This window comes from Rhodococcus wratislaviensis (assembly GCF_041228765.1).
Lineage (GTDB): Bacteria > Actinomycetota > Actinomycetes > Mycobacteriales > Mycobacteriaceae > Rhodococcus_F > Rhodococcus_F wratislaviensis.
Genome location: NZ_CP150488.1, coordinates 7,919,941 through 7,945,803 on the forward strand (window position 1 = coordinate 7,919,941; position 25,863 = coordinate 7,945,803).

The window sequence follows — 25,863 nt, forward strand, 5'->3', positions numbered from 1 at the left end:
GTTCGATAAGTACTATGGCTGGAATCCGTCGAGGCCGACGGAGGTCGGAGTCGGCGGAGAGGTCAGGTTGCATCGGTGGGTGATGATCACAGCTCGGACTCACCAACTCCCGAATCCCGCGCCCCCTGGGAGCGTCCTCTCGCGGATCCCAGCTACCGAGAAGCCCAGTCGGGACGGCCGCGGCGTCTCCCGCCGCGACAGCCACCGCCCGAACGGACCGCGCCACCCGAGCGGACCGCACCTCCCGAACGGACCGCGCCGGCCGAGCGCCGTGCGCAGGTAGAACGCACCGAACCGTCCCGCCACGACAGTGGCCGGATCGGCCGCCGGGCCGCGGGTGGACCCACCGAAGCGCTCTCCGTCGCAGACCTGGTGAAGAAGGTTTCCGGGGAAGAACCGAGCGAGCCGGACGATCCGGACAAGACGGAGATCATTCCCCCGATCGACGAGCGGCAGCCGCCGCCTCCCGGGATTCCGCCGCGGCAGACCCCTTCCGCGCCTCCGCCGCCGGAGCCGGAGCCCCCGCAGAGCACGCCCGAGCCCGAATGGGTCGCGGATTCCGCCGAGACCACCGCGGTACCGCAGGTGGTCGGCAACCCGGGCACCACCCGCCTGGCCCTCAGCAAGACCCGTAAACGCAAGCGTCTCCGCGCAGCAGGACGCGCCGTCGTCGCGCTCGTGGCGGTGGTCGCACTCGCCGGAACCGGCATCGTCTGGGGTTACCTCCGCTCCACCGAGGGCAAGTTCGACCAGATCGCGGCACTCGACACGGAGTCGACCGACATCGTCGACGCCGTCGGGCAGACCGGTGACGAGACCTATCTCATCGTCGGCAGCGACACCCGCGCCGGCGCGAGCGGTGAAGTGGGTGCCGGGACCATCGACGACGCCGAGGGATCCCGCGCAGACACGGTGATGCTCGTCAACATCCCTGCCGACCGAAGCCGGGTGGTCGCGGTGTCGTTCCCCCGCGACCTCGACGTCGAGCGGCCCGTCTGCCAGGGCTGGGACAACGCCAGCGGCACCTACACCGAGGAAACCTTTCCCGCCGCCGACGGCGACAAACTCAACGCCACCTACGCGCTCGGCGGACCGAAGTGCCTGGTGAAGGTGATCCAGAAGATGTCGGGTCTGAAGATCGGTCACTTCGTCGGCATGGACTTCGCCGGCTTCGAGTCGATGGTCAACGAGATCGGCGGGGTCAAGGTCTGTACCACCCAGCCGCTCGAGGACGGCGTCCTCGGCACCGTGCTGCCGGAGGCGGGCACCCAGATGCTCGACGGCAAGACCGCACTGAACTTCGTCCGCGCCAGACATGTCGAGGCGGAGGGCAACGGCGACTACGGCCGCATCAACCGTCAGCAGAGATTCCTGTCCGCCCTGCTGCGGGGCGCCCTGTCCAGTCAAGTGCTGCTCAATCCCAGCAAACTGAACGGCTTCATCAACGCGTTCACCCGCGACACGTTCGTCGAGAACATCGACACGAAGTCGCTGGTCACCCTCGGGCGCTCACTGCAGAACGTCGACGCGGGCGCGGTCACGTTCCTGACGGTGCCCACCGCAGGCACCACCGAGTGGGGCAACGAGATTCCCCGCACCGACGACATCAAGGCCATCTTCCGCGCCATCATCGACGACGAGGCGCTGCCCGGCGAAAAGCGTGCGGAACCCCTGCCCTCCGCCCCCGAACCGCAGGCAGCGCCGGCACCGTTGTCGGTCCAGGCCGTCGACCCGTCCAGCGTGACCGTGCAGGTGTCGAACGCATCGGGTGAGTCGGGACTGGCCGCGACCGTGGCCGACTCACTGGCCGCCGAGGGGTTCCAGATCTACAACGTCGGCAACTACACGGGAACCAGCGGCGAGACCGTCGTCCGGTTCTCGCCGGGCCACGAAGCCGAGGCGGCGACCCTGGCGTCGTCGTTCCCGGGTGCGGTGCTCGAGTCGACCAGCGGACTCGGGACGGTCGTCGAGGTCGCACTCGGTTCGAACTTCTCCGGGACCGTCCAGACACCGAGCCCAATCGACACACCGCTCAGTATGTCGGACGTGCGAATCGGCCAGCCCGAGGACGTGGAAATCCCCGCGGACCTTGCGGTTGTGAACGCGGGCGACACGTCCTGCGAATGAGCGCCCACCGGGTCGCGTCGTTCACTCTGCGTTTACCGTGTGATCGTGACTTGGTTTCCCGTGCACCGTAGGCTGTGACCTCATGCGCGTGGCTTACAACGAACAGATGACCGAGCTTGCCGACTTGCTCGGTGAGATGGCGGGGCTTGCGGGGGTCGCCATGGAGCGAGCCACCCAGTCGCTGCTCCAGGCAGATCTCTCCCTCGCCGAGCAGGTGATCGGCGAGCACGACAAGATCACCGAGCTCAGCACCATCTGCGAGGAGCGGGCGTTCGCCCTCCTCGCCCTGCAGGCACCGGTCGCCGGCGACCTCCGCTCGGTTGTCAGCGGAATCCAGATCGTCGCCGACATCGACCGCATGGGTGCGCTGGCTCTCCACGTCGCCAAGATCGCGCGCCGCCGACATCCCAACCACGTGCTTCCCGAAGAGGTCAACGGCTACTTCGCCGAGATGGGACGCATCGCCGTCTCCATCGGCGCCGCTGCCCGCGAGGTTCTCGAGACGCGCGATCCCGAGCGGGCCGCGCGCCTGCGTGAAGAGGACGAGGCGATGGACGACCTCCACCGTCACCTGTTCACCGTGCTCATGGACCGCGAGTGGAAGCACGGCGTGGCCGCGGCGGTCGACGTCACCCTGCTCGGCCGCTTCTACGAGCGGTTCGCCGACCACGCCGTCGAGGTGGGCCGCCGGGTGATCTTCCTCGTCACCGGCAAGCTGCCCGACGAGACCCAGACGCCCGCCGTCGACGCCGACACCCTCACCTCGTACCCCGACCTGTAGTACTCCCCCAACACTTTTCGCGCGAACGGGACGCTCGTACGGTCAGACCGTACGAGCGTCCCGTTCGTTCGCCCGACGTCCGTCCGCGGACACGACAACGCCCCGACCGCAGATCCGGCCGGGGCGTTCTCGTGTGCGTCGCTCTATCCGAAGCGGCCCGAGATGTAGTCCTCGGTGGCCTTCTGCGTGGGGTTGGAGAAGATCTTCTCGGTGTCGTCGATCTCGACGAGACGTCCCGGCTTGCCGGTGGCCTCGAGGTTGAAGAATGCGGTCTGGTCGCTCACACGCGCCGCTTGCTGCATGTTGTGGGTGACGATCACGATGGTGAAGTCCTTCTTCAGCTCGGTGATCAGGTCCTCGATCGCGAGGGTCGAGATCGGGTCGAGCGCCGAGCAGGGCTCGTCCATCAGCAGGACGTCGGGCGAGACGGCGATGGCCCGGGCGATGCACAGACGCTGCTGCTGACCGCCGGACAATCCGCCACCCGGCTTGTCGAGACGGTCCTTGACCTCGTTCCACAGGTTGGCGCCGCGCAGCGACCGCTCGGCCACCTCGTCGAGACGCTTCTTGCTGCGCTCGCCCTGCAACTTCAGTCCGGCCACCACGTTGTCCTTGATGGACATCGTCGGGAACGGGTTGGGACGCTGGAACACCATGCCGATCGTCTTGCGGACGCCGACCGGGTCGATGCCGGAACCGTAGATGTCCTCACCGTCGAGCAGGATCGAACCCTCTACGCGCGCACCGGGAGTCACCTCGTGCATCCGGTTCAGCGAACGCAGCACGGTCGACTTGCCGCAGCCGGACGGGCCGATGAAGGCGGTCACGTTCCGCGGGGGGACGGACAGCCCGACATCGGCGACGGCGTGGAACTTGCCGTAGTAGATGTTGACGTCCTTGAGATCCAGACGCTTGGCCATTACCGGCTCCCTACTGATTGGTGTTCGAGATCGAGTGTATGTGTCACTTGCTGCGGACCTGTGAGAAGTGGCCGACGATCTTGGCCAGGACGTTGAGGATGGCGATGAGGAGGATCAACGTCAGCGCCGCGCCCCAGATGCGGTTGGTACCGGCATCGGTCGGGTTGTTCATCTCGGCGACCATGACCCCGGGCAGCGTGCCCATCTCACCACCGAACAGATTGAAGTTGATGAAGGGCGCGTAACCCACGAGGATCAGCAGCGGCGCGGTCTCACCCATCACCCGGGCCAGCGCCAGCATGACGCCCGTGATGATGCCGGGCAGTGCCGTGGGCAGCACGATCTTGGCGATCGTCTTCCACTTCGGAACACCCAGCGCGTACGACGCCTCCCGCAGGTCCTGCGGAACGATGCGGAGCATCTCCTCCGTGCTGCGGACGACGACGGGGACCATCAGCAGCACCAGGGCGAGCGCCACGGCGAAGCCGGACTTGGGGAAACCGAACGTCGCGATCCACAGGGCGTAGATGAACAGGGCAGCCACGATGGACGGGACACCGCTGAGGATGTCGACCATGAACGTGGTCAGCTTCGCGAGTCGCGACTTCCGGTCGGCGTACTCGACGAGATAGATGGCGACGAACAGTCCGAGCGGAATGGACAGCACCGCGCAGACGAGTCCCTGCAGAATCGTGCCGATCAGCGCGTGATAGATGCCGCCGCCCGCCGCGGAGGACGTCAGTCCGCTGAGCGAGTGGGTGAACCATGTGGCCGACGTCAGGGCAGGGATTCCCTTGATGACGGCGGTGACCAGGACCCACACCAGTGGGACCAGCGCCACGAGCACTGCCAGCGTCACGAGGACGGTGGCGGTGAGGTCGGTGATGCGTCGGCGGACACCGACCCCCTGGAAGGTGGGGGCCTTGACCGGCTTGTCGAGGGTCGCGGTCATGGGTCAGTCCTTCTTTCCTGCGATCACGGCGCGGGCCGCGGCGTTCACGACGAAGGTGAGCACGAAGAGCACCAGGCCTGCGGCGATGTAGGCGCCGGCCTGAATGTTGTTGTTGAACTCCGCGTAGCCGAGAGCGATCTTGGAGGCGATGGTGGCGCCGCCGTCGAACAGCGACCATCCGAAGGGCTGCGACGTGGTGCGCAGGATCAGGTAGAGCGCCATGGTCTCACCGAGGGCGCGACCCAGACCGAGCATCGATCCGCTGATGTAGCCGGACTTGCCGAACGGAATGATCGTGGTCCGCACCACTTCCCACCGGGTGGCGCCCAGCGCGAGGGCAGCCTCGATCTGGGGCGTCGGCGTCTGCACGAACACCTCGCGAGTGACCGCGGTGATGACGGGAAGGATCATGACGGCGAGGACGATACCCGCGGTGAAGATGGTGCCACCGCCTGTGATGGAACCGCTTCCTGTCGCGAACAGCGGGAACCAGCCGAGCTTTTCGTTGAGCCACACGGCAAGCGGCTTGATCGCGGGAGCGAACACCAGCAGACCCCAGAGGCCGTAGACGATCGACGGCACGGCGGCCAGCAGGTCGATGACGTACGCCAGCGGACGTTTGAGCCAGTTCGGCGAGTACTCGGTGAGGAAGATGGCGATGCCGAGGGCGACGGGCATCGCGAGGATCAGCGCGAACAGCGAGACGAGCACCGTCACCTGGAACAGGTCGAGCACACCGAACGCCATGGCGTTGATGTTCTGAGTGACCCACTCACTGCTGGTGAGGAAGTTGACCTGGTTCCTGCTCAGTGCGGGGACTGCGCGCCAGATCAGGAAGATGCCGATCGCGGCGATGAGGATGGAGATGAAGATGGCCGAGGTGGTTGCGAGGGACTTGAAGATCCGGTCCCCCGGCCTGGCGACGGCCTTGCCGCGGGGTGCACCTGCCGGAGTCGGGGTTTCGGCCTTGGTGGTACTCAACTCGGCCTCCGGGGTGCCGTTCGGACCGCCCACCCCGACTCCGCCAGAAGCGGAGTCGGAGGCGCGAGGTGCTGATTCGATGTGCGCTTCACTCATCTGCGCTCGCAATCTTTCCTGGTCAGAATATCGAGTCATGGGCGGGTCCGAACGACTAACGGTGCGATCAGCCGATGGCGGCGACCGACGCGTTCAGCTTCTCCTTCATGGAGTCGGGCAGCGGCACGTAGCCCTGCTCGGCCAGGTTGTCCTGACCCTCGTTGGCTGCGCTGGTCAGGAACGACTTGACCGCCGCGGAGGTGTCGGCGTCGTAGCCCTTCGAGCACACGATCTCGTAGGTGGCGAGCACCAACGGGTACGCGCCCGCTTCCTTGGTACCGAAGATCGAGCCGAGGTCGAGGGTCAGATCGCCCACGCCCTCACCCTTGAACTGTGCACCCTCGATCGCCTTCGCCGCGGACTCGTCGGACAGCGCGACCGGGCCGGAGCCGGTGTCGATCTGCGCGGCCGACAGCTTGTTCTGGTCCGCGTAGGACTTCTCGACGTAGGTGATCGAACCCGGGGCGGAGGCCACTGCCTGCGCGACACCGGCCGAACCCTTGGCGCCCTCACCGATACCGCCGGTGAAGTCGGAACCGGCACCGGTGGTCCACGCGCCGTTGGAGGCGGCCGTGAGGTACTGCTGGAAGTTGTCGGTGGTTCCCGACGAATCCGAGCGGATGATCGCGGTGATGTCCTGGTCCGGCAGGGTGGCGCCCGGGTTGAGGGCGGCGATGGCCGGGTCGTTCCACTTCTTGATGGTGCCGTTGAAGATCTTGGCGGTCACCTCGCCGTTCAGCACCAGGTCCTCGACGCCGTCGAGGTTGTAGGCGACGGCGACGGGTCCGAAGACGAGCGGAAGGTTCCAGGCCTCGCCGCCGACGCAACGGGCCTTGGCCTGCTCGGCCTGTTCGGCCTTGATCGCCGAGTCGGAGCCGGCGAAGTCGATCTGGCTCGCGATGAACTGCGTACGTCCGTCGCCGGAACCGCTGGGGTTGTACGCCAGGTTGACGGTCTTACCCTTTTCCTGGCAGACGGAGATGTAGGTGGAGACGAACTGGTCCATGGCATTCTTCTGGGCCGAGGAACCGGCCGAGGAGAGGTTGGCCTTGCCCTCGCACGTCGCGTTGGACGACGCTGCGTCGACGCCGCTCGACGCCGCGTTGTTGTCGCTGCCACACGCGGCCAAGGTCATGGCACCCAGGGCCACTGCACCGAGCAGGGCGCCACTGCGCTTGAGATTCACCTAGTCCTCCGGAAATACCGTCTCGCCCGCGATCGGGCGGCGACATGAGGTGCGCTTCGTTGAAATCTGCACCAGGCAACACGGCGCTGCCCACGGAGAAACCTAGGGGTAGCTAATGTCCAGTTGGACCACGATCGGTGAACGGAAGGTGAACAGACCGAGCATTTGTCCACATTTCCGAGACGAACAACAGGTGCGGAAGTAAAGAAGCCCCTCAGGCGCGCGCGTACGCGACGTCGGTGTGGAACCGCTCGAACCCGAGCCGGTCGTAGGTGTGCAGCGCCGAGGCGTTGTCGCCCTCGACGTACAGCAGCACCGCACCGAGCCCGCGGTCACGCAGGTAGTGCAGTCCGGCAAGCGTCAGCAACCGGCCGAGACCACGCCCCTGGGCGTCGGGGCCGATCGCCACCACGTAGACCTCACCGATGGCCGGCTCGTCGCCCTGCTTCGGATGCACCTTGGTCCAGTGGAATCCGAGCAGTCTCTGCTCGTCCGAAGCGGCGAACGCCATGAACAGCCCGGCCGGATCGAACCAGGCCTCCGCGCGCCGTTCGGCCATTTCACGTTCGGTCCACGACCCCTGCTCGGGATGCCAGGCGAAGGCGGCAGCGTTGACACGCAGCACCTCGGGATCGTCCTCGACCCCGCGGTACACGCGGAGTGAAATATCTTCCGGAACAACGAGTTCCGGGAGTTCCGTATCGGCGAGCGGACGCCGGAGCTGCAGGAGTTCACGCGCACCGGTCAGCCCCAGACGCTGCGCCACCGCCTGCGCCGCAGGCAGGTTGCCGTGCGCCCACACCCTCGTGTCCGGACCACCCTCGGACAGGACCTCGGTGACCAGCCTGCCTCCGATTCCGCGGCCACGCGCCGCGGGGTCGACGGCGAGTTCGGCCATCGCGGGATGATCCCCGTGACCCGGCTGCAGCTGCGCGTACCCGACGATCCGATCGGCGTCGGTCTCGACGAGATGACGGACACCGTCGCTCCCGGCGCCGGACACGGCGTGCACACCCTGCTCCGACACCGGCGCGGTTCCGTCCGCTGCCGTCGCGCGTTCGAGCAGGGCGGACACGTCCGCGGCCTGCTTGCCGTCGAGTCGATCAGTCCAGGACTGCACGGAGGCGCTCACTCAGATCGCCGGCCCTTCCGCGGATTCGAAGTCCGCGTCGTCGGCGTCGAGGTCGTCGACGGGCGGCACCGGCGCACCCGACTTGCTGCGGGTGGGACGGACGGCCTTGTAGCCGACGTTGCGGACTGTACCGATCAAGGATTCGTACTCGCTGCCCAGCTTGGCGCGCAGACGACGCACGTGGACGTCGACCGTGCGGGTGCCACCGAAGAAGTCGTAACCCCATACCTCTTGCAGCAACTGCGCGCGGGTGAAGACGCGACCCGCGTGCTGTGCCAGGTACTTGAGGAGTTCGAACTCCTTGTAGGTGAGGTCGAGGGGACGGCCGCGCAGACGAGCCGTGTACGTGCCCTCGTCGATGACCAGTTCGCCCAGCGTGATCTTGCCGGACGCCTCCGGGCTGGCGACGCCGCCGGTGCGTCCGACCAGCAGCCGGAGGCGGGCGTCCACCTCGGCCGGTCCGGTGCCGGGGAGCAGGATGTCGTCGAGGCCCCAGTCGGAATTGACCGCCACCAGGCCACCCTCGGTGAGCACCGCCACCACCGGAACCGCGGAACCCGTGCTGCCCAGCAGCCTGCAGAGGCCGCGAGCCGCCGCGAGATCGGTGCGCGCATCCACCAGGGCGATGTCGGCGGAGCTCGCTTCCAGGAGAGAGGACACCTCCGTCGGGGCAGGCCGCACCGAATGCGCCAGCAGGGCGAGGGCAGGCAGCACTGCCTCGGGGTTGGGGTCGGAGGTAAGAAGCAGTAGCTCCACACAGCCTCCCATCTCGTCGCCGTCGTACCCGGCCGGCCGACGGATCGTTCATCCGCCGGTCCAGGTAGATCGACACTGAAGGTATCGACACTTTTGTCGGTGACAGAGTAGCGCGCCGCCGTCGGCGTCCGTTGCACCGAACCCCCGGCAACCGGCGCAGAGGTTGCACCGACACTCCCCCGGTCGGTGTCCGTCACAATGGGGCCGTGCGGAAACTCATCATCGGAATCGTCTTCCTCGTGGCTCTCGGTCTCGTCGTCGACTTCGGTTCGGCGGCCTACGCGGAGTACCGGGTGTCGCGGGAACTGCGGGCAGGCGCGTCCCTCACAGCGGATCCCGAGGTGACCGTTCACGGCTTTCCGTTCCTCACTCAGGCGTGGGACGGCAAGTACGAGAACATCGAGATCCGCGCCCAGGGAGTACAGAGTGACGTGGTGGGCGAGGTGACGATCGAGTCCACCCTCCTGGGTGTCTCCGCGCCGCTGTCCGACCTCGTCGACGGCTCCGTGAAGACCCTTCCGGTCGATCACCTCTCCGGCCGCATGCTCATCGACGCCACCGACCTGGGACGCTTCCTCGACATCCCCGACCTGCAGGTTTCGGCCCCGCCGGCCAGCAAGTCGGACGGCACCGGCGGTTCCGGCGGCTCGGGGATGCCGACCGCGGGCGGCGTCGTCCTCACCGGCACCGTCCCCGTCGGGCCCATCGAGACCACCGTCAGCGTGCAGGCCGACCTGGTCCTCGACGGTGGTCAGGTGAAGATCGTCGCCAGCGACTTCTACTTCGGGCCCGAGGGCCACGCCGACTTCACCATCCCCGAACCCCTCGCTCCCGCGATCCTCGGCCTCTTCACCCGGACGATCGACCCCCGGGAACTCCCGTTCGGCGTCCAGCCGACCGAGGTCTACGCGGAAGGCTCGCAGATCGTCATCGAGGGCGTCGGCAACAACGTCACGATCGACCTGAACGAACTACAGAGCCGATGACCGGAATCACACTGTTACTGATCGCACTGTTCGCCGCCGTCGTGTTCGGGCTCGTGTGGCAGCGCCGCCAGGGAGCGGTCCGGAGCACCGGCGAGACGACCGCAGTGGTGACCGACCAGCGACGGCTGCTCCTCGAGGCGGCCGGCATCGGGCCGCAGTCGCCCGAACACCCTCGGCGGGCCACCGTCCTCCACTTCTCCGCCGACTGGTGCGGCCCCTGCGCGGCGGTGCGCAGAGTGGTCGGACAGGTCGTCGCCGACCTCGCCGGCGAACCGGAACCGCCCGTCGAAGTGGAGGTCGACATCGACGAGTATCACGCTCTCGCCAAGGAACTCGGCGTTCTGTCGTTGCCGACGACGTTCATTCTCGACGCCGACCTGCAGCAACGCTTCCGGGTGTCCGGAGTGCCCGCCGCGACCGACCTGCGGGCCGCTCTCGGACCCCTCACCCGGCCCCCGGCTTCAAATTCCTGAAGAACCGGGTAAACTCGTCGTCGTGCAATCCAGCCACGAGCTCATGCTCACCCGTCGCCGCACAGTTGACCTGTGCCGCCTCGGGGCTTGTTGCTGTACCTGTTGCTGATCACCAGGGCTGTCGCTTTCTGCTGACACCGCGGACTCCGCGCACGTGATCGAAATCCCGATGACGACGTCTTCCGTCGTCGTTCGGCGCCAGGCAAGCATTCAGGACTCACCGCAGGAGCACTTCTCATGTCCACAACACTCGAGCTCGAGCAGGTCGACGTTCGTGGCCCCCGGTTCGCCGCCTGGGTCACCACCGCTGTCCTCGTCGCCGTGCTCGTCGTGTCGACGTTCTCGCTGGTCGCAGCAGGAATTCTGCTGGCGTTGCAAGCGGTCGTCTTCGCGGCAGGCGCAGCCACCGGGCCGCGACGCAGCCCGTACGGCCGGATCTTCGGCACCGTCGTCGCGCCGCGACTCGCTCCGGTGAGCGACCGCGAACCCACCGCACCGCTCCGCTTCGCGCAGCTCGTCGGCTTCGTCTTCGCCGCCGTCGGCACCGTCGGCTTCCTCGCAGGCTCCGGGGTCGTCGGCGCCGTCGCCACCGCATTCGCCCTGTTCGCCGCGTTCCTCAACGCCGCATTCGGGTTCTGCCTCGGCTGCCAGATCTATCCACTCGTCGCACGCTTCCGCACCGCGGCCTGAAAGTTTCACACCGAGAACCACTGCACGATCCACCCGACACAAGTAAGTACACATCGAAAGGAACACCATGGCTCGCTCCGATGTCCTAGTCTCCGCCGACTGGGCTGAGCAGAACCTCAACGCCCCCAAGACCGTTTTCGTCGAGGTGGATGAGGACACCAGCGCATACGACGGCGGCCACATCGAAGGCGCCATCCGCCTCGACTGGCGGAAGGACCTGCAGGACGGCGTCCGTCGTGACTTCCTGAACCAGCAGCAGTTCTCCGACCTCCTGTCCGCCAAGGGCGTCGCCAACGACGACACCATCGTTCTCTACGGCGGCAACAACAACTGGTTCGCGGCATACGCGTACTGGTACTTCAAGCTGTACGGCCACCAGGACGTCAAGCTGATCGACGGCGGCCGCAAGAAGTGGGAGCTCGACGGGCGTCCCCTCTCCAAGGAGACCGTCACCCGCGAGGCCACCCAGTACAAGGCCGAGGCACCCGACCTCTCGATCCGCGCGTTCCGCGACGAGGTCATCGACGCCATCGGCAACAAGAACCTCGTCGACGTGCGTTCGCCCGACGAGTTCTCCGGCAAGATCCTCGCTCCCGCTCACCTGCCGCAGGAGCAGGCGCAGCAGCGTGGACACGTCCCCACGGCCATCAACATCCCGTGGAGCACCACCGCCAACGAGGACGGCACGTTCAAGTCGGACGACGACCTGGAGAAGCTGTACTCGGAGAAGGGCTACGACGAGGCCAAGCCCACCATCGCGTACTGCCGTATCGGCGAGCGCTCCAGCCACACCTGGTTCGTGCTCAAGGAGATCCTCGGCAAGTCCGATGTCAAGAACTACGACGGCAGCTGGGTCGAATACGGCTCGCTCGTCGGCGCACCCATCGAGTTGGAGGTTCACTGAGCCATGTGTGGAGCACCTGTACAGACCCAGACCCTGCCCGCGGGCGTCGACGTCGAGAAGGAAACGGTCATCACCGGCCGCGTTCTCGCCGCTGACGGCCAGCCGATCGGTGGAGCGTTCGTGCGTCTCCTCGACGGCGGCGGAGAGTTCACCGCCGAGGTCGTCGCCTCGGGCACCGGAGACTTCCGCTTCTTCGCCGCTCCCGGCGAGTGGACCGTGCGTGCACTGTCCAGCTCCGGCAACGGCACCTCGACGGTGAGCCCGTCGAGCGCAGGCGTGCACAACGTCGACGTCACGGTCGGCGAGTAGTCACCAGCTGACGACACCAGAATGGCCCCGCTCCGGATTCGGAGCGGGGCCATTCTGTCGTGTGAGATCTACTTGCCCGCCGGGACAGGGACGGCTGACGCCTCCGGGACAGGGACGGCTGACGCCTCAGCGGCCTTTCGGTCCTTCTCCGAATGCGCGAGCGCGGTGATCCAGTCGACCACCTTCTCGCTCTCCCAGTACCAGGGGTCGTTCGGATTGTTGTTCCAGTAGAACAGGTGCTGGATGAAGCCCAGGAAGATGTACGGCTTGATCACCAGTTCGAAGACATCGCTGTTGTCCTCGACGAACCCCGGGCCCTCCTGCGCAAGCTTCGCCTTTACGACCTCCGAACCGGGACCCATCGCCCAGTTGAGCGCCTCGACGATCTGTTCCTGGGACACCTGCATGTTCCGGTCCGGGCCGTCGGGGTCGTAGGTCCGGTCGGCGACCTTGCGGAGAACGTCCAGGAAGGACTCGTCGGAGGCGAACCAGTCTTCGTGGGTGACGATGTGCACGATCGACCGCGCCGCCATGTTCGTCACCGCATTCGCGAAGTCGGAGACGGTCTGGCCCGGGTTCAGCAGGGTGAAGTGCATCTGTCCCAGCACCCCGAGCGCCAGTTCGAGGACGGCGATCTCCTGCGGCGCGTCGCACGCGATGTCGTAGGGCCGGCACGCGTAGGTGATCTTGCCGTCGAGAGCGCCGTAGTCGGCCGGCTCGGATGACATGAATCCGCCGCCGGGCGGGCCGGGTTCGCCCATCGAGGGGGTGCCCGCTGGGCGGTACGGGTCGCCGATCAACGCGACGCCGGCGATGTCGTCGGCGGTGACCAGAGCATTGCTGTCGCGGTGCCCGAGTTCGCGCGACACCCGTTCGACCACCTCGGCGCCGACGCTGTACCCGAGCAGCACGTACTTGGTGTCGTCGCCGCACTTCACCTTGTTCTCGTCGAGGATCCTGTTCGTCGACGCGACACCCGCGGACATCGAATCCTGGTATGTCGGAACGGGTTGCAGCAGACCCAGGCCGTACGTGGACGGGTAGGGGACGTACATCCACCCCACCGTTCCCGGTTCGTCCTTGTTCGCCTCGCCGGTCGGCACCGTCACGTTGCCCACCCAGTTCGACCAGAGCTGCCGATTCTCGTCGGCCAGAGGGTTGCGGTCCTCCGTCGAGTCGGTGGCGCCGGACACGGCGACGATCATCACGTCGGGGCAGTCGGCGGCGTAGTTGTTCGGATCGACACGGTCCGTGTCGGCACTTCCCGAACCCGCGCTGCCGGTGTCGGGCGCGGCGACGGCGAGACCGGGAGCGCCGAACGCGGACACGGTCAGCAGCAGCGCCGTCGCCGTGATCGCGGCCCGCACCAGACCGGTGGCGGCAGTACTCGATCGAAGCATGGGACCTCCGGGAGGGGCGGGAGACGAGACGACCGCATGAGGATGTTCGGAACCGACCGGGTGGTCGCCTTCGGGAAACCGTAGCCGCAGTCACCGTAAGTCGCCTCCCGTTTCGACCGTTCGACGGGTTCGGTTTAGGATGTCCCCGTGGTTATCTTCTTCGAGGTACTTCTTGTCCTTGCCGCCGTGTTGATCACGTGGTTCTCGCTCTACACGATCTACCGCCTGGTCACCGACGAGTCGTGAGTCAGAACCCGGACGCAGGCGCAGATCCGCCTTCCGAGCACCCGACTACGAGCGCGCCCGCTGGGGACACCCCCACCGTGCGTCGTGGTAGCGGTGACGCAGCCGTCGCGGACGCCATCGAGCGTTCCAAGACGACGGCGTCGCGGAACATCCCGCAGCTTCCGGACCTTCCGCTGCCCGAGGACACCGCAAATCTGCGCCTCGGCCCGGATCTGAACAACGAACTCCTCGCAGTACTGCCCCTCGTGGGTGTGTGGCGCGGTGAAGGGGAAGGCCACGACCCCGACACAGGCGACTACCCCTTCGGGCAGCAGATCATCGTCTCCCACAACGGTGGCAACTACCTCAAGTGGGAATCCCAGACCTGGGTTCTCGACGCCGACGGCGAATACGTGCGCCCCGACCTCCACGAGACCGGCTTCTGGCGGATCAGCGGAGACGGCATTCCCGGCAGCACCAACGAGGAAGTCGTCGAACTCCTCCTCGCCCACAGCTCCGGCATCGTCGAACTGTTCTACGGCCAGGCCCTCACCCAGTCGTCGTGGGAACTCGCGACCGACGTCGTGATCCGCAGCACCTCCGGTGTTCTCGTGGGCGGCGCCAAGCGCCTCTACGGCATCGTCGAGGGCGGCGACCTCGCGTACGTCGAGGAACGCATCATCGCCGACGGCGAGCTGCGCCCCCACCTCTCCGCGCGGCTGTCCCGCTACGTTGGCTAGCGCCCGTGAGTACTTATTAACCACGGGCGGTTAACAAGTACTCACGGCTCGGGTTATCCACAACCTGAGGTTCATCCACAGGTCAGTTGAAAACGGCCTGTTTCGGGCGAATCCTGTCGGTCGGCGTGCGCACCGTCGCGTTCATGACGACTGCGACGATCGACTTCAGGCCCGACTTCCAACGCGTCCTCGACTATCAGCACGGCCTCGTCACGGCCCGGCAACTGCGCGGACTGGGTATCTCGACCCGGCAGATTCAGCACATGGTGGAGTCCGGCCAGTGGTCGGCGGTTCTGCACGGCGTCTATGCCGTCACGAACGGTCCGCTCGACCGGCCGATGACGCTGTGGGCGGCGCTGTTGTTCGGCGGTTCCCGAGCAATTCTCAGCCATCGGACCGCGGCCGAGGAATGGGGGCTGATGCCCATCGATCCGGAGGGGCCGATTCACGTCACCGTGCCCTACGGGTTGTCCGCGGAACCGCAGGGGCCGACGTATCGGAAGGTCGGCCGGCGATCCGACCGTCCTGTTCCCCGCGAGGGCGATCTCCTCCACCCCGGGGTCGTGGTGCACCGGTCCCGGGCGCACGCACACATCCTCGTCCCGACGCTTCAGCCTCGAACGTCGCGGGCAGATACCATCGTCGATCTCGCCGTCGCGGAGCCGTCCGCGGTGGCGGCCGCACGGGTCCTCGTGTCATTGGTCACCGGCAGCGACATTCCGGTGCACGAAGTGCTTCGACGGATCGAGCAACGTCCACCGCGCAGATACCGCACGGCGCTCACCGACGCGCTGACGTTCGTTTCCGGCGGAGTCCAGTCGATTCTCGAGCACCGGTACGCCGTCGACGTCGAACTCGCGCACGGACTACCGGCCGCCCGACGACAGTCGCCCGTTCTCGTCGACGGAAGAACCCTCTACGAGGATGTGGACTACTCGGACAGCGGCGTTCCGCTCCTCGTGCGGCTGGACGGATTGAGGTACCACTCGTCGCGGTCGGTGGCGCTGCGTGATCGTCGTCGCGGCAACGCGGCGGAACTCGCCGGCAGGGCGACGCTGGTCTACGGCTGGGAGGAGGTGACGCGGCGCTCGTGCGAGGTCGCGGCCGAGGTGCGGACGGTTCTCGAGCGGGGCGGTTGGAGTGGGCCGAACCCGTGCCCGCGCTGCCGTGAGTACTTATTAACGTCGGGCGGTTAACAAGTACTCACGGGCGCGGAGCGCACAACGGCCCCCGAGCCTTCCGGTGCTGGTGCACCGGGCCCGATCTGGACCAGACCGGGGGCTCGGGGGCCGGGTAGCTGCCTGGGATTCGCTCGCCGCTCGCGCGGTCAGTGAATTCCGTCAGCGGTAGCGGCTAGCTGGCAGCCACCTCACGTGTCCGTCTGTCATTCAATTTCAGACCACCTCCTTCCTCGTGTACTGAAGAAAGTACGCCGCACTCACGGAGTCGGCAACGCATTTTCGCTCTCAGCTTTCTCCACCCGTATCACCAGGTCAGCGCTGGTATCCTCCGGAAGCTGGTGAGTGACCACCACGACGGTGCGCTGCGGCGACACCAGTCCGCCGTCGCGCGCGAGCAGTCGCCGGAGCAGGTCGGCGCCCGCGTCGGCGTCGAGGTGCTCGGTCGGTTCGTCCAGCAGCAGCACCCGGGCGGACGACAGCAGCGCCCTGGCGAGGAGCAGTCGGCGACGCTGTCCGCCGGACACCGCCCTGGCACCACCGGCGAGTGCCGTGTGCACGCCATCCGGCAGCCCCGACACCCATCCCCCGAGCCCGACGCACTCCAGGACGGTCAGCGCCTCCGCTTCCTCGAGGTCGCCGCGCGCCACCCGCAGATTCTCGAGCACGGACGTGTCGAAGAGGTGCGCGTCCTCCGCGAAGAATCCGACGTTCCGGCGCAGAGACTCGGATCTGACCTGGTGCAGGTCGAGCCCGTCCACCTGGACCGTCCCCGACACCGGTGGGAGCAACCCGGCCAGGGTCATCAGGGTGGTCGTCTTCCCGGACCCGCTGCCGCCGACGATCGCGACTCGGAAGCCGGGCCGCAGGTCGAGGTCGAGCGGGGCGGTGACCTGTCCTCCGGGCCAGCCGCACCGCAGGTCCTTCGCGACGACCTCGGCGGGTCCGTCCAGTTCCCGGTCGCCGGGGTGCGGATCCGCGACGGCGGCGTCGAGCACGGCGAGTATGCGGCGCGACGCGATCCGGGCCCGGGTCAGTGCGACCGCCGCGGCGGGCAGCGCGGCCGTGGCTTCGAACGCGGACAGCGGCAGGAGCACCAGGATGCCCATCGCCATCGGGCTCATGGTCCCCGACGAGTACAGGTCCATGCCGATGAGCAGCGACGCGATCACGCTGACGCCCACCGCGAGTGGTGTGGCGGCGTCCGCGAACGCGCTGGGTGCGGCGGCGCGGTCGGTGGCCTCGACCGCGGCGTGTTCGGCGGCGACGGCCCGCGACACGGTCCGGTCGAGGCGACCTGCGACGCGGAGTTCCGCGGCGTGATCGAGCGCCGTGACGGCGTCTTCGCTGAACCGCGCCCGCGCGTCGGCGCCGGACGTCTCGGCCAGGCGGGCGGCCCGCGCGGACAACCAGGGCGCCGCGACCCCCGACACCGCGAGCGCGACTGCGAGCACGAGCGCCGAGGCGGGCGAGATCACCGCGAGGATGCCGACCGCGGCCACGGCGAGGACGACGGACACGGCAATGGGGACGAGCGCGCGCACGACGACGTCACCGAGGGTGTCGACATCGGCCCCGGTGCGGGCGAGCAGTTCGCCGCGGCGCAGGCCGGCGGCGGCTGCGGGGTCGCCGTCGGCCAGCCGCTGGTACAGCTGGGTGCGGGCGGACGTGGTCCCGCGCAGGGCGGTGTCGTGGGTGGCGAGCCGCTCGAGGTAGCGGAAGACGCCGCGGGAGATGCCCAGCGCCCGCACCGCCACGACGGCCACGCTGAGGTCCAGGACGGGCGGCATCTGCCACGCCCTCGTGATCAACCACGCCGACAGCGCCGCCAGCGCGAGCGCACTACCCAGCGTGGCGACGCCGGCGGCGACGGCCCGCACCACCCGTCCCGGTTGCAGGTCGAGGAGCGGCAGTGCCCGGATCAGCGGGTCACGCGACATCGGCGCTCACCTCGATCACCCGGTCGGCGGCCGCGAGCACGGTCGGCCGGTGCCCCACGACCACGACCGTCCGGCCGGCGGCGGCCAGGCTCCGCAGGGAATCGAGCACGGTCCGCTCCGACGCGTCGTCGAGGTGTGCGGTGGGTTCGTCGAGCACCAGGACCGGACGCCGGGTGGCCAGCACGCGGGTCAGCGCGAGCCGCTGCCGCTGGCCGAGCGACAGTCCCGTTCCGCCGGACCCGACGCGCGTGGACCAGCCGTCGGGGAGTTCGGCGAGGACCTCGTCGAAACCTGTCGCCGCACAAGCCTGTTCGAGGTCGACGACTTCGCCGATGAGCCGAAGGTTCTCGTCCAGCGTGCCGGGAACGAGGACGGGGTGCTGCGGGAGCCACGCCACCTGCGCCCACCACGCGGACCGGTCGAGGGAACTCACGGCGGCGCCTGCCACGCGCACCTCGCCGTGCTCGGGTTCGACGAGGCCGAGGAGTGCCTGCACCGCAGTCGATTTCCCGGAACCGTTGGGCCCGGTCAGCACGGTCACCGCGCCGGGTTCGAGGGTCCCGGTCAGTCCGTGCGGCGCCAGGCCGTGCCGCGACGCGACGTCGACGCCGTCGAATTCGAGACGCGCCCCGGCCGCATCCACCACGACCGCACCGTCGGCGGCGTCGTCGGGACGATCGGTATCGATGACGGCGAAGGCCCGGCTCGCGGCGGCCATTCCGTCCTCGGCGGCGTGGAACTGGGTTCCGACCATCCGCAGCGGAAGGTACACCTCGGGCGCGAGAATCAGCGCCACGATCCCCGCTTCGAGACCCATCTCCCCGTACACCAGCCGCAGTCCGATGCTGACGGCGACGAGCGCGACGCACAGCGTAGCCAGCAGTTCCAGCACCATCGACGACAGGAACGCCACCCGCAGCGCCGACATCGTGGTGCGGCGGTGCGCGTCGCCGAGTTCGCGCACCCGCGTCGCCGGGCCCTGTTCGCGGCCCAGCGCGCGGAGTGTGGGCAGGCCGGCCAGGAGGTCGAGCAGCTGGGAGGACAGAGTGGTCATCGCGGCCAGCGTCTTGGCGGCCTTGCCCTTGGTGAGCAGGCCGATGAGGATCATGAAGACCGGGATGAGCGGGAGCGTGACGAAGATGATCGCCGCCGACGTCAGATCCTGAAACGTGATGACCGCGAGCGTCGCCGGAGTGAGCGTCGCCGCGAGAACCAGAGCCGGAAGATACCCGGTGAGGTACGGCACGAGACCGTCGATTCCGCGGGTGAGCACGGTCGCGATCTCGTCCCGCCGCGGATCGAGTTCGCGCGGTCGCAGGCGGGTGGCGACGCCGAGGACCTCCCCCTTCAGCTCCGCCACGACCCGCGTGGCGGACCGGTGCGCGAACCGGGACTGCAGCCAGGTGCCGAGCACTCGCACTCCGACCGCGGCGGCGAGGACCACCAGTTCGGTGGACCACCGGCCGACGTCGGTGTCGTTGTCGACGATGACCCCACCGAGCACCCGGCCGATCATGAGCGCCGACACGATGACCATCGCGACGTTGACCACCGACAGCGCGACGGTGAGGACGAGGTACCCGCGGGCCGCCGCGGAGTAGCGCCAGAGGCGGGGATCGACGGGACGCCGGGAACCTCGCTCCCCGCCGGGGCGCTCGTCGGCCGGGCGGGGTGCGTCGCCTACCGCTGTGCTCATCTGCGCCCGAGCGGGAGACCGATCGACGGCGGGATGTGCTTGGTCGAGATCCGTTGGCGGAACACCCAGTACGTCCAGCCCTGGTAGATCAGCACCACCGGGGTGAGGAAGGCGGCGGCCCACGTCATCACCTTCAGCGTGTACGGACTCGACGAGGCGTTGTCGATGGTCAGGTTGTACGCGGCGTCCAGCGTGGACGGCATGACGTTGGGGAACAGCGAGCCGAACAGCAGGGCCACGGTGGCGATGACCGCGATGGACGTGAGCAGGAACGCCCAGCCCTCACGTTCGGCGCGGGTGAACGCGACCACCCCGAGGAGTGCGGCGGCGGCGATCGCGACGAGGATCCATGTCCAGCCCTTGCCGTGCGCCAACTGCGTCCACAGCACGAACGCGCCTGCCACCGGAACGGCCGGGATCGCCAGCCTGGACGCCAGTTCGACGGCGTCCGTGCGGACTTCGTCGGCCGTCTTCAGCGCGAGGAACACCGCGCCGTGCAGGGCGAACACGAGCGCTGTCGTCAGACCACCCAGCAGCGCATAGGGATTGAGCAGATCGAAGAGGCTCGAGGTGACCTGCTTGTCGGCGTCGATGTCGACGCCCCGCACGATGTTCGCGAACGCGACACCCCACAGCACGGCGGGCACCCAGGACCCGAAGACGATGCCCCAGTCGCATCGCCTGCGCCAGGTGTCGTCGTCGATCTTGCCGCGGTATTCGATGGCGCAGATCCGGACGATGAGCGCGACGAGAATGATCAGCAGCGGCAGATAGAAGCCGGAGAACAGGGTGGCGTACCACTCCGGGAACGCGGCGAACAGCGCGCCGCCGCCGGTGATGAGCCACACCTCGTTGCCGTCCCACACGGGCCCGATGGTGTTGAGCACCACCCGCCGTCGCGTGTCTCCGTTCGGGTCCTTGCGCCTGCCCAGCACCGGCATCAGCATGCCGACACCGAAATCGAATCCCTCGAGGACGAAGTACCCGATGAAGAGCACCGCGATCAGGATGAACCACACTTCTTGAAGTCCCATGACCGTCTCCCCTAGTACGCGAACGAGAGTTGCTCGGGCTTGCCCGGTTCTTCGGGCTCGTCGTGGTCGTCACCCGGTGGATGCGCGTCGTGTTCGAGTGGTCCCTCGATCGTGTAGCGGCGGATCAGCGTGAACCACACGACGGCCAGCGCCCCGTAGACCACCGTGAACGTGATCAGTGAGACCCAGACGGTCCACGGGGAGTGATTCGAGACGCCCTGGTCGACAGTGAGTCTGATCATGTCGACACCGGTCGGGTTGGGTGCCACGACCCACGGCTGGCGGCCCATTTCGGTGAACACCCAGCCCGCGCTGTTCCCGAGGAACGGCGTCGGGATGACGGCGATGGACAACCAGCCGAACCACTTCTTGTCCGGGACACGGCCGCCGCGGGTCATCCACAGACCGACCACGGCGAGCAGCGCCGACCCGGCGGCCCAGCCGATCATCGCGCGGAACGTCCAGTAGGTGACGAACAGGTTGGGCTTGTAGTTGCCGGGCCCGTACATCTCCTCGTAGCGGGCCTGGATCTCGGTGACGCCCTCGACGGTGGAGTCGAAGGTGCCGTCCGCCAGGAACGAGGTGAGCCCGGGAATCTTGATGAGCTGGGTGATGCTCTCGCAGTTGTTCTGGGTGCCGACGGTGAGGATCGAGAAGTCGGCACCGGTTTCGGTGTGGCACAGCGATTCGGCCGATGCCATCTTCATGGGTTGCTGTTCGAACATCAGCTTGCCCTGGATGTCGCCGGTGATCGCGAGTCCGATGCCCGCGGCGACCATCACCCACAGCGCGAGGATGGTGACCGGACGGAACATCGTCCGTGCGGTCTCCTCGTGTTTCTTCGCCACTTCGGGTTCGGTGGCTTCCTTCGATTTGCGCATGCTGCGCACCATCCACCAGCCGCCGACGCCGGCCACGAATGTTCCTGCCGTGAGGAATGCTCCGGCCACGACGTGCGGGAAGGCTGCGAGCGCTGTGTTGTTGGTGAGCAGTTCCCAGATGCTGGTGAGTTCCGCGCGCCCGGTCTCGGGGTTGTAGACGGCCCCGACCGGGTGCTGCATGAACGAGTTGGCGGTGATGATGAAGTACGCGGACGCGTTCACCCCGATCGCGACGAGCCAGATGGTGGCGAGGTGGACGAGCTTGGGCAGCCGTCCCCAGCCGAAGATCCAGAGGCCGAGGAACGTCGACTCGAGGAAGAAGGCGACCAGGCCCTCGAGAGCGAGGGGTGCGCCGAAGACGTCACCGACGAAGCGTGAGTACTCGCTCCAGTTCATCCCGAACTGGAATTCCTGCACGATGCCGGTGGCCACGCCGAGCGCGAAGTTGATCAGGAAGAGCTTCCCGAAGAATTTGGTGAGCCGATACCAGTGATCCTTTCCGGTGACCACCCACATCGTCTGCATGACGGCGATCAGCGGGGCGAGCCCGATCGTCAGCGGAACGAGGATGAAGTGATAGACGGTGGTTATGCCGAACTGCCACCGGGAGACATCCAAGGCATCCATGGCTACTCCGAAACTGGGCCCGTAGGACAGGCTTCAGGGCCGGAGCGTGGGCTTCCGCCCGACCCTTGAAAACAACGTACTGCGGGGTCGTTTCCCCCGCAGGACTTTGCTACTACGAAATGTAGTAGACCTGTCAAGCCTCCGCGGACTCGGCACCCGCCGCCTCGACCGCGAGGTCGACCAGCTCCACGATCTCGTCGGCGAGCGGCGCGTCGGGCAGGGCAAGGCCGTCGATCTTGCGCACGCGCGCGGCCATGGTGACGCTGGAGATGAGCCAAACACCTTCCGCCGTAATGAGATCCGCCGGACGCAGAGACGCGTACTCGCAGCGGAACCCGTTGCCGGAGGCGACCTCGAAGAGCGCCTGCTGCGTGGTGCCGGGCAGGATTCCGTGCTCCGGCGGCGGCGTGAGGAGCGTCTTCTCGCGGGCGATGACCACCGTGGAACGTGGCCCTTCCAACACATTGCCCTCACTACTGACGAAGATCACATCGTCGGCGCCGAACGTGGCCGCGTACCGCAGCGCCGCCATGTTCGTCGCATATGACAAGGTCTTCGCCCCGAGTAGCTGCCACGGCGCACTCGCCGACAGATCCACCGAATACCCGCGGGCCAGTGTGAGTACCGACACTCCGTCGCGTCGTGCCTCCAGGATCCGCTCGGACACCGGCCCGACGGTGACGAAGGCGGTCGCGTCGCCACCGGACTCCCGGCCGCGGCTGAGCACGAGTCGCATCGCGCCCTCCCGCTCGGACCCCCACTCCTCGACGGCCAGCTCGAGGGCCAGGCGCCACTCGTCCAGGTCCTGAATGGGCAATCCGAGGGCGCGCGCCGACGCGACGAGACGGGTGAGGTGTGGCTCGACCTTCAGTGCGCGACCGCCGCGCACCAACAGCGTCTCGAAGACACCGTCGCCGCGCACGACCGCCAGATCGTCCGCGTACAGCAGCGGGGCATCCGCGTCCCGCACCTCGTGGTCCAGCGTCACCAGCACTCGATCAGACATGACACCCAGACTATCGACCCTGCTGACCGCCACCTGTGGTCCATGGTCCCTAGACTGGGTTCGTGGTCGACAAACTGCCCGTCTCACCCAGTCCACTCGTCACGGCCCCGGGCGCGGTCCCTGCGCCGGAAGGCTCTCCCGACGCCGGCGTCGCCTGGCATCACGGCGATCCCCTCGGCGAACAACGCAGCGCCGAACGTTCCGCGGTGGTGGTCGACCGTTCCCACCGGTTCGTCATCGCGATCAGCGGACCCGAACGACTCACCTGGCTGCACACCATCTCGAGCCAGCACGTCGCCGCACTCCCCGACGGCGCGAGCGCCGAGAACCTCAGCCTCGACGTCAACGGCCGCGTCGAGCATCACTTCGTCCAGACCGATCTGGACGGCGTCACCTGGATCGACACCGAGGCCGACCGCGGACCCGACCTCCTGTCGTTCCTCACCAAGATGGTGTTCTGGTCCAAGGCCGAACCCCGTGAGGGCAACGAACTCGCGGTCCTCAGCGTCATCGGCCCCGACGCCGTGACGGTCCTCGACGCGGCCGGTGTCGTGGCGCCCGCCGAGCCGTACGCCGCCGCCGCGGTGCCCGGAGGCGGGTTCGTCCGCCGCATGCCGTGGCCGACCGCCGACTCCTTCGACCTGCTGATCCCCAGGGAAGGGCTCGCGACGTGGTGGGGCCGGCTCACCGCCGCCGGCGCCGCTCCCGCCGGAACCTGGGCGTTCGAGGCACTCCGGGTGGCCGCCGGACGGCCCCGGATCGGACTCGACACCGACGAGCGCACCATCCCGCACGAGGTCCGCTGGATCGGCGGTCCCGCCGAACACGGCGCCGTCCACCTCGAGAAGGGCTGCTACCGCGGCCAGGAGACGGTGGCCCGCGTCCACAATCTCGGCAAACCGCCCCGTCACCTCGTCCTGCTGCACCTCGACGGCAGCGCCGACGCCCTTCCCGAACCAGGCGACCCGGTGACGGCGGGAGGCCGTGCGGTCGGACGGATCGGCACCGTGATCGACCATCACGAACTCGGACCCATCGCGCTGGCCCTCGTCAAACGGTCGATCCCCACCGACACCGAATTGGTGGTCGGCTCGTGCGCCGCCTCGATCGACCCCGACTCCGTGCCCGCGGACGACACCGTCCAGGCAGGTCGCGCCGCCGTCGACCGGCTCCGGGGCCGATGAGCGAGGCGACCGCGACGGCCGGCGAGGTCCTGGCCGTGTGCGTGCTGCACACCGAACGGGACAGCGGCACCCGACGGGTGACCCGGACGGCGATCGACAAGCGCCCCGTCGACGGCGCCGTGCGCGTCACGACCGCCGGACTGGTCGGCGACCGCGTCTGCGACACCGAATACCACGGTGGCCCGTTCAAGGCCGTCTACGCCTACCAGGAGGACGAGGCGCAGCGCTGGGCGTCGGAACTCGGCCGCGAACTGCCCCCGGGATGGTTCGGTGAGAACCTCCGCGTCGACGGGATCGCCGCGACCGACGCCGTGATCGGCGAGCGCTGGCGGATCGGCACCACCGAACTGGAGGTGACCAGCCCGCGGACACCGTGCGGCACGTTCGGCGTCTGGGCCGCCGAGCCCCGGTGGGTCAAGCGGTTCTCCGAACGCGCGGACACAGGCGCGTACCTGCGGGTGGTGACGGAGGGGTCGGTCACCGCCGGCGACGCCGTCCAGCGCATCCACGTCCCCGGCCACGGTGTCACCGTGCGCGATCTGTTCACCGGCCGCGACCCGGAACGGTTCGTGGCGCTGCTCGAACAGCAGGAGAACCTCTCTCCGACCGTCGCGGACAAGGCCCGCCGACGGATCGCCGGACTGGAAGTGCAGGTCACGTATTGAGCATCGAACTGGTCGAGGTCGTTCGTTCCGGATTCCGCGAGTGCGTCCACCGCGGTTCCGCGGTGATCCTCCGCGCGGACGGCGAGATCGCGCTCACCCTCGGCGAGGTGCACACACCGATCTACCCGCGGTCGTCGAACAAGCCGTGGCAGGCCGTGACGATGCTGCGGAACGGTTTCGAACCGTCCAGTTCCGAAGAACTCGCGATCGCGACCGCATCCCACGAGGGTGAGTCGGACCACATCGAACTCGTCGAGCGGCTACTCGCCCGGTACGGCCTCGACGAGGACCGGCTCCGCTGCCCCGCCGATCTACCCTCCAACGAACTCGCCCGGGCCGAACTGCTGGCCGCCGGCGAGCTCCCCCGCCCGGTGTACATGAACTGCTCCGGCAAGCACGCGGCGATGCTCGCCACCTGCCTGGCCAACGACTGGCCGTTGGACAGCTACCTCGAGCCGACGCATCCGCTGCAACTCGCGGTCGTCGAGACGCTCGGATCGATCAGCGGCGACGTCGACGCCGAGCTCGGCATCGACGGATGCGGGCTGCCGATCGTCCCCCTGTCGCTGACGCATCTGGCGCGCGCGTTCGCCCGGCTCGTCACCGCCGAGCCCGACTCCCCAGAGCTCGCCGTCGCCGACGCCATCCGCGAACACCCCTACCTCGTCTCCGGCACCGGCAAGGACGACGCACGGCTGATGCCGGTCGTGCCCGGACTGCTGTCCAAGGCGGGCGCCGACGGTGTCTACGCCGGCGCGCTTCCGGACGGCTCGGCGTTCGCGCTGAAGATCGACGACGGCCACGAACGGGCCCGGTTGCCCCTCGCCGCAGCACTTCTCCACAGGATGGGCGCCGAGTGGACCGAGGATCTGGCGGCCCTCGCGTCGCAGCCCGTGCTCGGCGGCGGCGTCCGAGTGGGGACGGTCCGGGCAATTCCGGGAGTCTTCTGAAAGCGAAATACCGGCATCGGGGCAGCTCGCGAGCCCGGTGAGAC

General features: G+C 67.9%; 24 protein-coding genes. 12 read left to right on the top strand and 12 right to left on the bottom strand.

The window, feature by feature from the left end; genetic code table 11:
* Window positions 1-75: 75 nt before the first annotated feature.
* Entirely contained in the window at window positions 76-2,127 is a 2,052-nt protein-coding gene (locus WKC72_RS36225; RefSeq protein WP_370181176.1) for an LCP family protein, read from the top strand.
* Between the two features lie 82 nt (window positions 2,128-2,209).
* Window positions 2,210-2,908 carry a phosphate signaling complex protein PhoU gene (gene phoU / locus WKC72_RS36230; RefSeq protein WP_037230533.1) on the top strand — a complete coding sequence of 233 codons (699 nt, stop codon included), beginning with the start codon at window positions 2,210-2,212 and terminating at the stop codon, window positions 2,906-2,908.
* 143 nt (window positions 2,909-3,051) lie between these two features.
* Here phoU and pstB read toward each other — a convergent pair whose 3' ends face one another.
* The 6 genes from pstB to WKC72_RS36260 form a co-directional block, all read right to left on the bottom strand.
* Window positions 3,052-3,828 carry a phosphate ABC transporter ATP-binding protein PstB gene (gene pstB, locus WKC72_RS36235; RefSeq protein WP_015888703.1) on the bottom strand — a complete coding sequence of 259 codons (777 nt, stop codon included), beginning with the start codon at window positions 3,826-3,828 and terminating at the stop codon, window positions 3,052-3,054.
* Window positions 3,829-3,871: 43 nt separating this feature from the next.
* Complete coding sequence (gene pstA / locus WKC72_RS36240) at window positions 3,872-4,780, bottom strand: phosphate ABC transporter permease PstA (RefSeq protein ID WP_112301219.1); 909 nt, start codon at window positions 4,778-4,780, stop codon at window positions 3,872-3,874.
* 3 nt (window positions 4,781-4,783) lie between these two features.
* Window positions 4,784-5,857: a phosphate ABC transporter permease subunit PstC gene (gene pstC / locus WKC72_RS36245; RefSeq protein ID WP_037230536.1), complete on the bottom strand. Its 1,074-nt coding sequence runs from the start codon at window positions 5,855-5,857 to the stop codon at window positions 4,784-4,786.
* A gap of 67 nt (window positions 5,858-5,924) precedes the next feature.
* Entirely contained in the window at window positions 5,925-7,043 is a 1,119-nt protein-coding gene (gene pstS / locus WKC72_RS36250) for a phosphate ABC transporter substrate-binding protein PstS (protein WP_005244346.1), read from the bottom strand.
* 214 nt (window positions 7,044-7,257) lie between these two features.
* Entirely contained in the window at window positions 7,258-8,175 is a 918-nt protein-coding gene (gene mshD, locus WKC72_RS36255) for a mycothiol synthase (RefSeq protein ID WP_370181177.1), read from the bottom strand.
* Window positions 8,176-8,931 (bottom strand): response regulator transcription factor, encoded by a 756-nt coding sequence (locus WKC72_RS36260; protein WP_037230539.1) that lies wholly within the window; start codon window positions 8,929-8,931, stop codon window positions 8,176-8,178. It lies immediately after the preceding gene.
* 206 nt (window positions 8,932-9,137) lie between these two features.
* On the opposite strand from WKC72_RS36260, the gene WKC72_RS36265 reads away from it, so the two are divergent.
* From WKC72_RS36265 to WKC72_RS36285, 5 genes are all read left to right on the top strand, one after another.
* Window positions 9,138-9,917 carry an LmeA family phospholipid-binding protein gene (locus WKC72_RS36265; RefSeq protein ID WP_005244349.1) on the top strand — a complete coding sequence of 260 codons (780 nt, stop codon included), beginning with the start codon at window positions 9,138-9,140 and terminating at the stop codon, window positions 9,915-9,917.
* The gene (locus tag WKC72_RS36270; protein WP_370181178.1) at window positions 9,914-10,390 is read left to right on the top strand and encodes a thioredoxin family protein; all 477 of its coding nucleotides are present in this window, start codon (window positions 9,914-9,916) and stop codon (window positions 10,388-10,390) included. Before WKC72_RS36265 ends, WKC72_RS36270 begins: the two co-directional genes overlap by 4 nt.
* 237 nt (window positions 10,391-10,627) lie before the next feature.
* On the top strand, window positions 10,628-11,080 hold the full coding sequence (locus WKC72_RS36275; RefSeq protein ID WP_112301223.1) for a DUF4395 domain-containing protein: 453 nt from the start codon (window positions 10,628-10,630) through the stop codon (window positions 11,078-11,080).
* A gap of 67 nt (window positions 11,081-11,147) precedes the next feature.
* A complete protein-coding gene (locus WKC72_RS36280; protein WP_037230548.1) occupies window positions 11,148-11,984 on the top strand; it encodes a sulfurtransferase in 837 nt (278 codons plus the stop codon).
* A gap of 3 nt (window positions 11,985-11,987) precedes the next feature.
* Complete coding sequence (locus WKC72_RS36285) at window positions 11,988-12,293, top strand: DUF1416 domain-containing protein (RefSeq protein ID WP_005244353.1); 306 nt, start codon at window positions 11,988-11,990, stop codon at window positions 12,291-12,293.
* A gap of 68 nt (window positions 12,294-12,361) precedes the next feature.
* On the opposite strand, the gene WKC72_RS36290 is transcribed toward WKC72_RS36285, so the two are convergent.
* On the bottom strand, window positions 12,362-13,693 hold the full coding sequence (locus WKC72_RS36290; protein WP_268791568.1) for a cutinase family protein: 1,332 nt from the start codon (window positions 13,691-13,693) through the stop codon (window positions 12,362-12,364).
* A 242-nt stretch (window positions 13,694-13,935) separates the two neighbouring features.
* Between WKC72_RS36290 and WKC72_RS36295 the strand changes: the two genes are divergently transcribed.
* Window positions 13,936-14,658 (top strand): FABP family protein, encoded by a 723-nt coding sequence (locus tag WKC72_RS36295; protein WP_005244359.1) that lies wholly within the window; start codon window positions 13,936-13,938, stop codon window positions 14,656-14,658.
* Window positions 14,659-14,744: 86 nt separating this feature from the next.
* The gene (locus tag WKC72_RS36300) at window positions 14,745-15,854 is read left to right on the top strand and encodes a type IV toxin-antitoxin system AbiEi family antitoxin domain-containing protein (RefSeq protein ID WP_370181179.1); all 1,110 of its coding nucleotides are present in this window, start codon (window positions 14,745-14,747) and stop codon (window positions 15,852-15,854) included.
* Between the two features lie 242 nt (window positions 15,855-16,096).
* Here WKC72_RS36300 and cydC read toward each other — a convergent pair whose 3' ends face one another.
* The 5 genes from cydC to WKC72_RS36325 form a co-directional block, all read right to left on the bottom strand.
* Entirely contained in the window at window positions 16,097-17,776 is a 1,680-nt protein-coding gene (gene cydC, locus WKC72_RS36305) for a thiol reductant ABC exporter subunit CydC (RefSeq protein ID WP_128639921.1), read from the bottom strand.
* Window positions 17,766-19,472: a thiol reductant ABC exporter subunit CydD gene (gene cydD / locus WKC72_RS36310; protein WP_370181180.1), complete on the bottom strand. Its 1,707-nt coding sequence runs from the start codon at window positions 19,470-19,472 to the stop codon at window positions 17,766-17,768. The genes cydC and cydD overlap by 11 nt, the downstream gene beginning before the upstream one ends.
* Window positions 19,469-20,506, bottom strand: a complete 1,038-nt coding sequence (cydB, locus tag WKC72_RS36315; RefSeq protein ID WP_009477911.1) for a cytochrome d ubiquinol oxidase subunit II — start codon at window positions 20,504-20,506, stop codon at window positions 19,469-19,471. Before cydB ends, cydD begins: the two co-directional genes overlap by 4 nt.
* 11 nt (window positions 20,507-20,517) lie before the next feature.
* A complete protein-coding gene (locus WKC72_RS36320) occupies window positions 20,518-22,014 on the bottom strand; it encodes a cytochrome ubiquinol oxidase subunit I (protein WP_112301227.1) in 1,497 nt (498 codons plus the stop codon).
* Window positions 22,015-22,147: 133 nt separating this feature from the next.
* Window positions 22,148-23,020, bottom strand: a complete 873-nt coding sequence (locus tag WKC72_RS36325; RefSeq protein WP_370181181.1) for an aminodeoxychorismate lyase — start codon at window positions 23,018-23,020, stop codon at window positions 22,148-22,150.
* A gap of 62 nt (window positions 23,021-23,082) precedes the next feature.
* Here WKC72_RS36325 and WKC72_RS36330 point away from each other — a divergent pair, with 62 nt between their 5' ends.
* From WKC72_RS36330 to WKC72_RS36340, 3 genes are read left to right on the top strand one after another with little or no spacing between them, the layout of a single operon-like run.
* Window positions 23,083-24,204 carry a folate-binding protein YgfZ gene (locus WKC72_RS36330; RefSeq protein WP_128639923.1) on the top strand — a complete coding sequence of 374 codons (1,122 nt, stop codon included), beginning with the start codon at window positions 23,083-23,085 and terminating at the stop codon, window positions 24,202-24,204.
* On the top strand, window positions 24,201-24,869 hold the full coding sequence (locus WKC72_RS36335; protein ID WP_037230560.1) for an MOSC domain-containing protein: 669 nt from the start codon (window positions 24,201-24,203) through the stop codon (window positions 24,867-24,869). Before WKC72_RS36330 ends, WKC72_RS36335 begins: the two co-directional genes overlap by 4 nt.
* Window positions 24,866-25,819, top strand: a complete 954-nt coding sequence (locus tag WKC72_RS36340; protein ID WP_112301231.1) for an asparaginase — start codon at window positions 24,866-24,868, stop codon at window positions 25,817-25,819. The genes WKC72_RS36335 and WKC72_RS36340 overlap by 4 nt, the downstream gene beginning before the upstream one ends.
* Window positions 25,820-25,863: the final 44 nt, after the last annotated feature.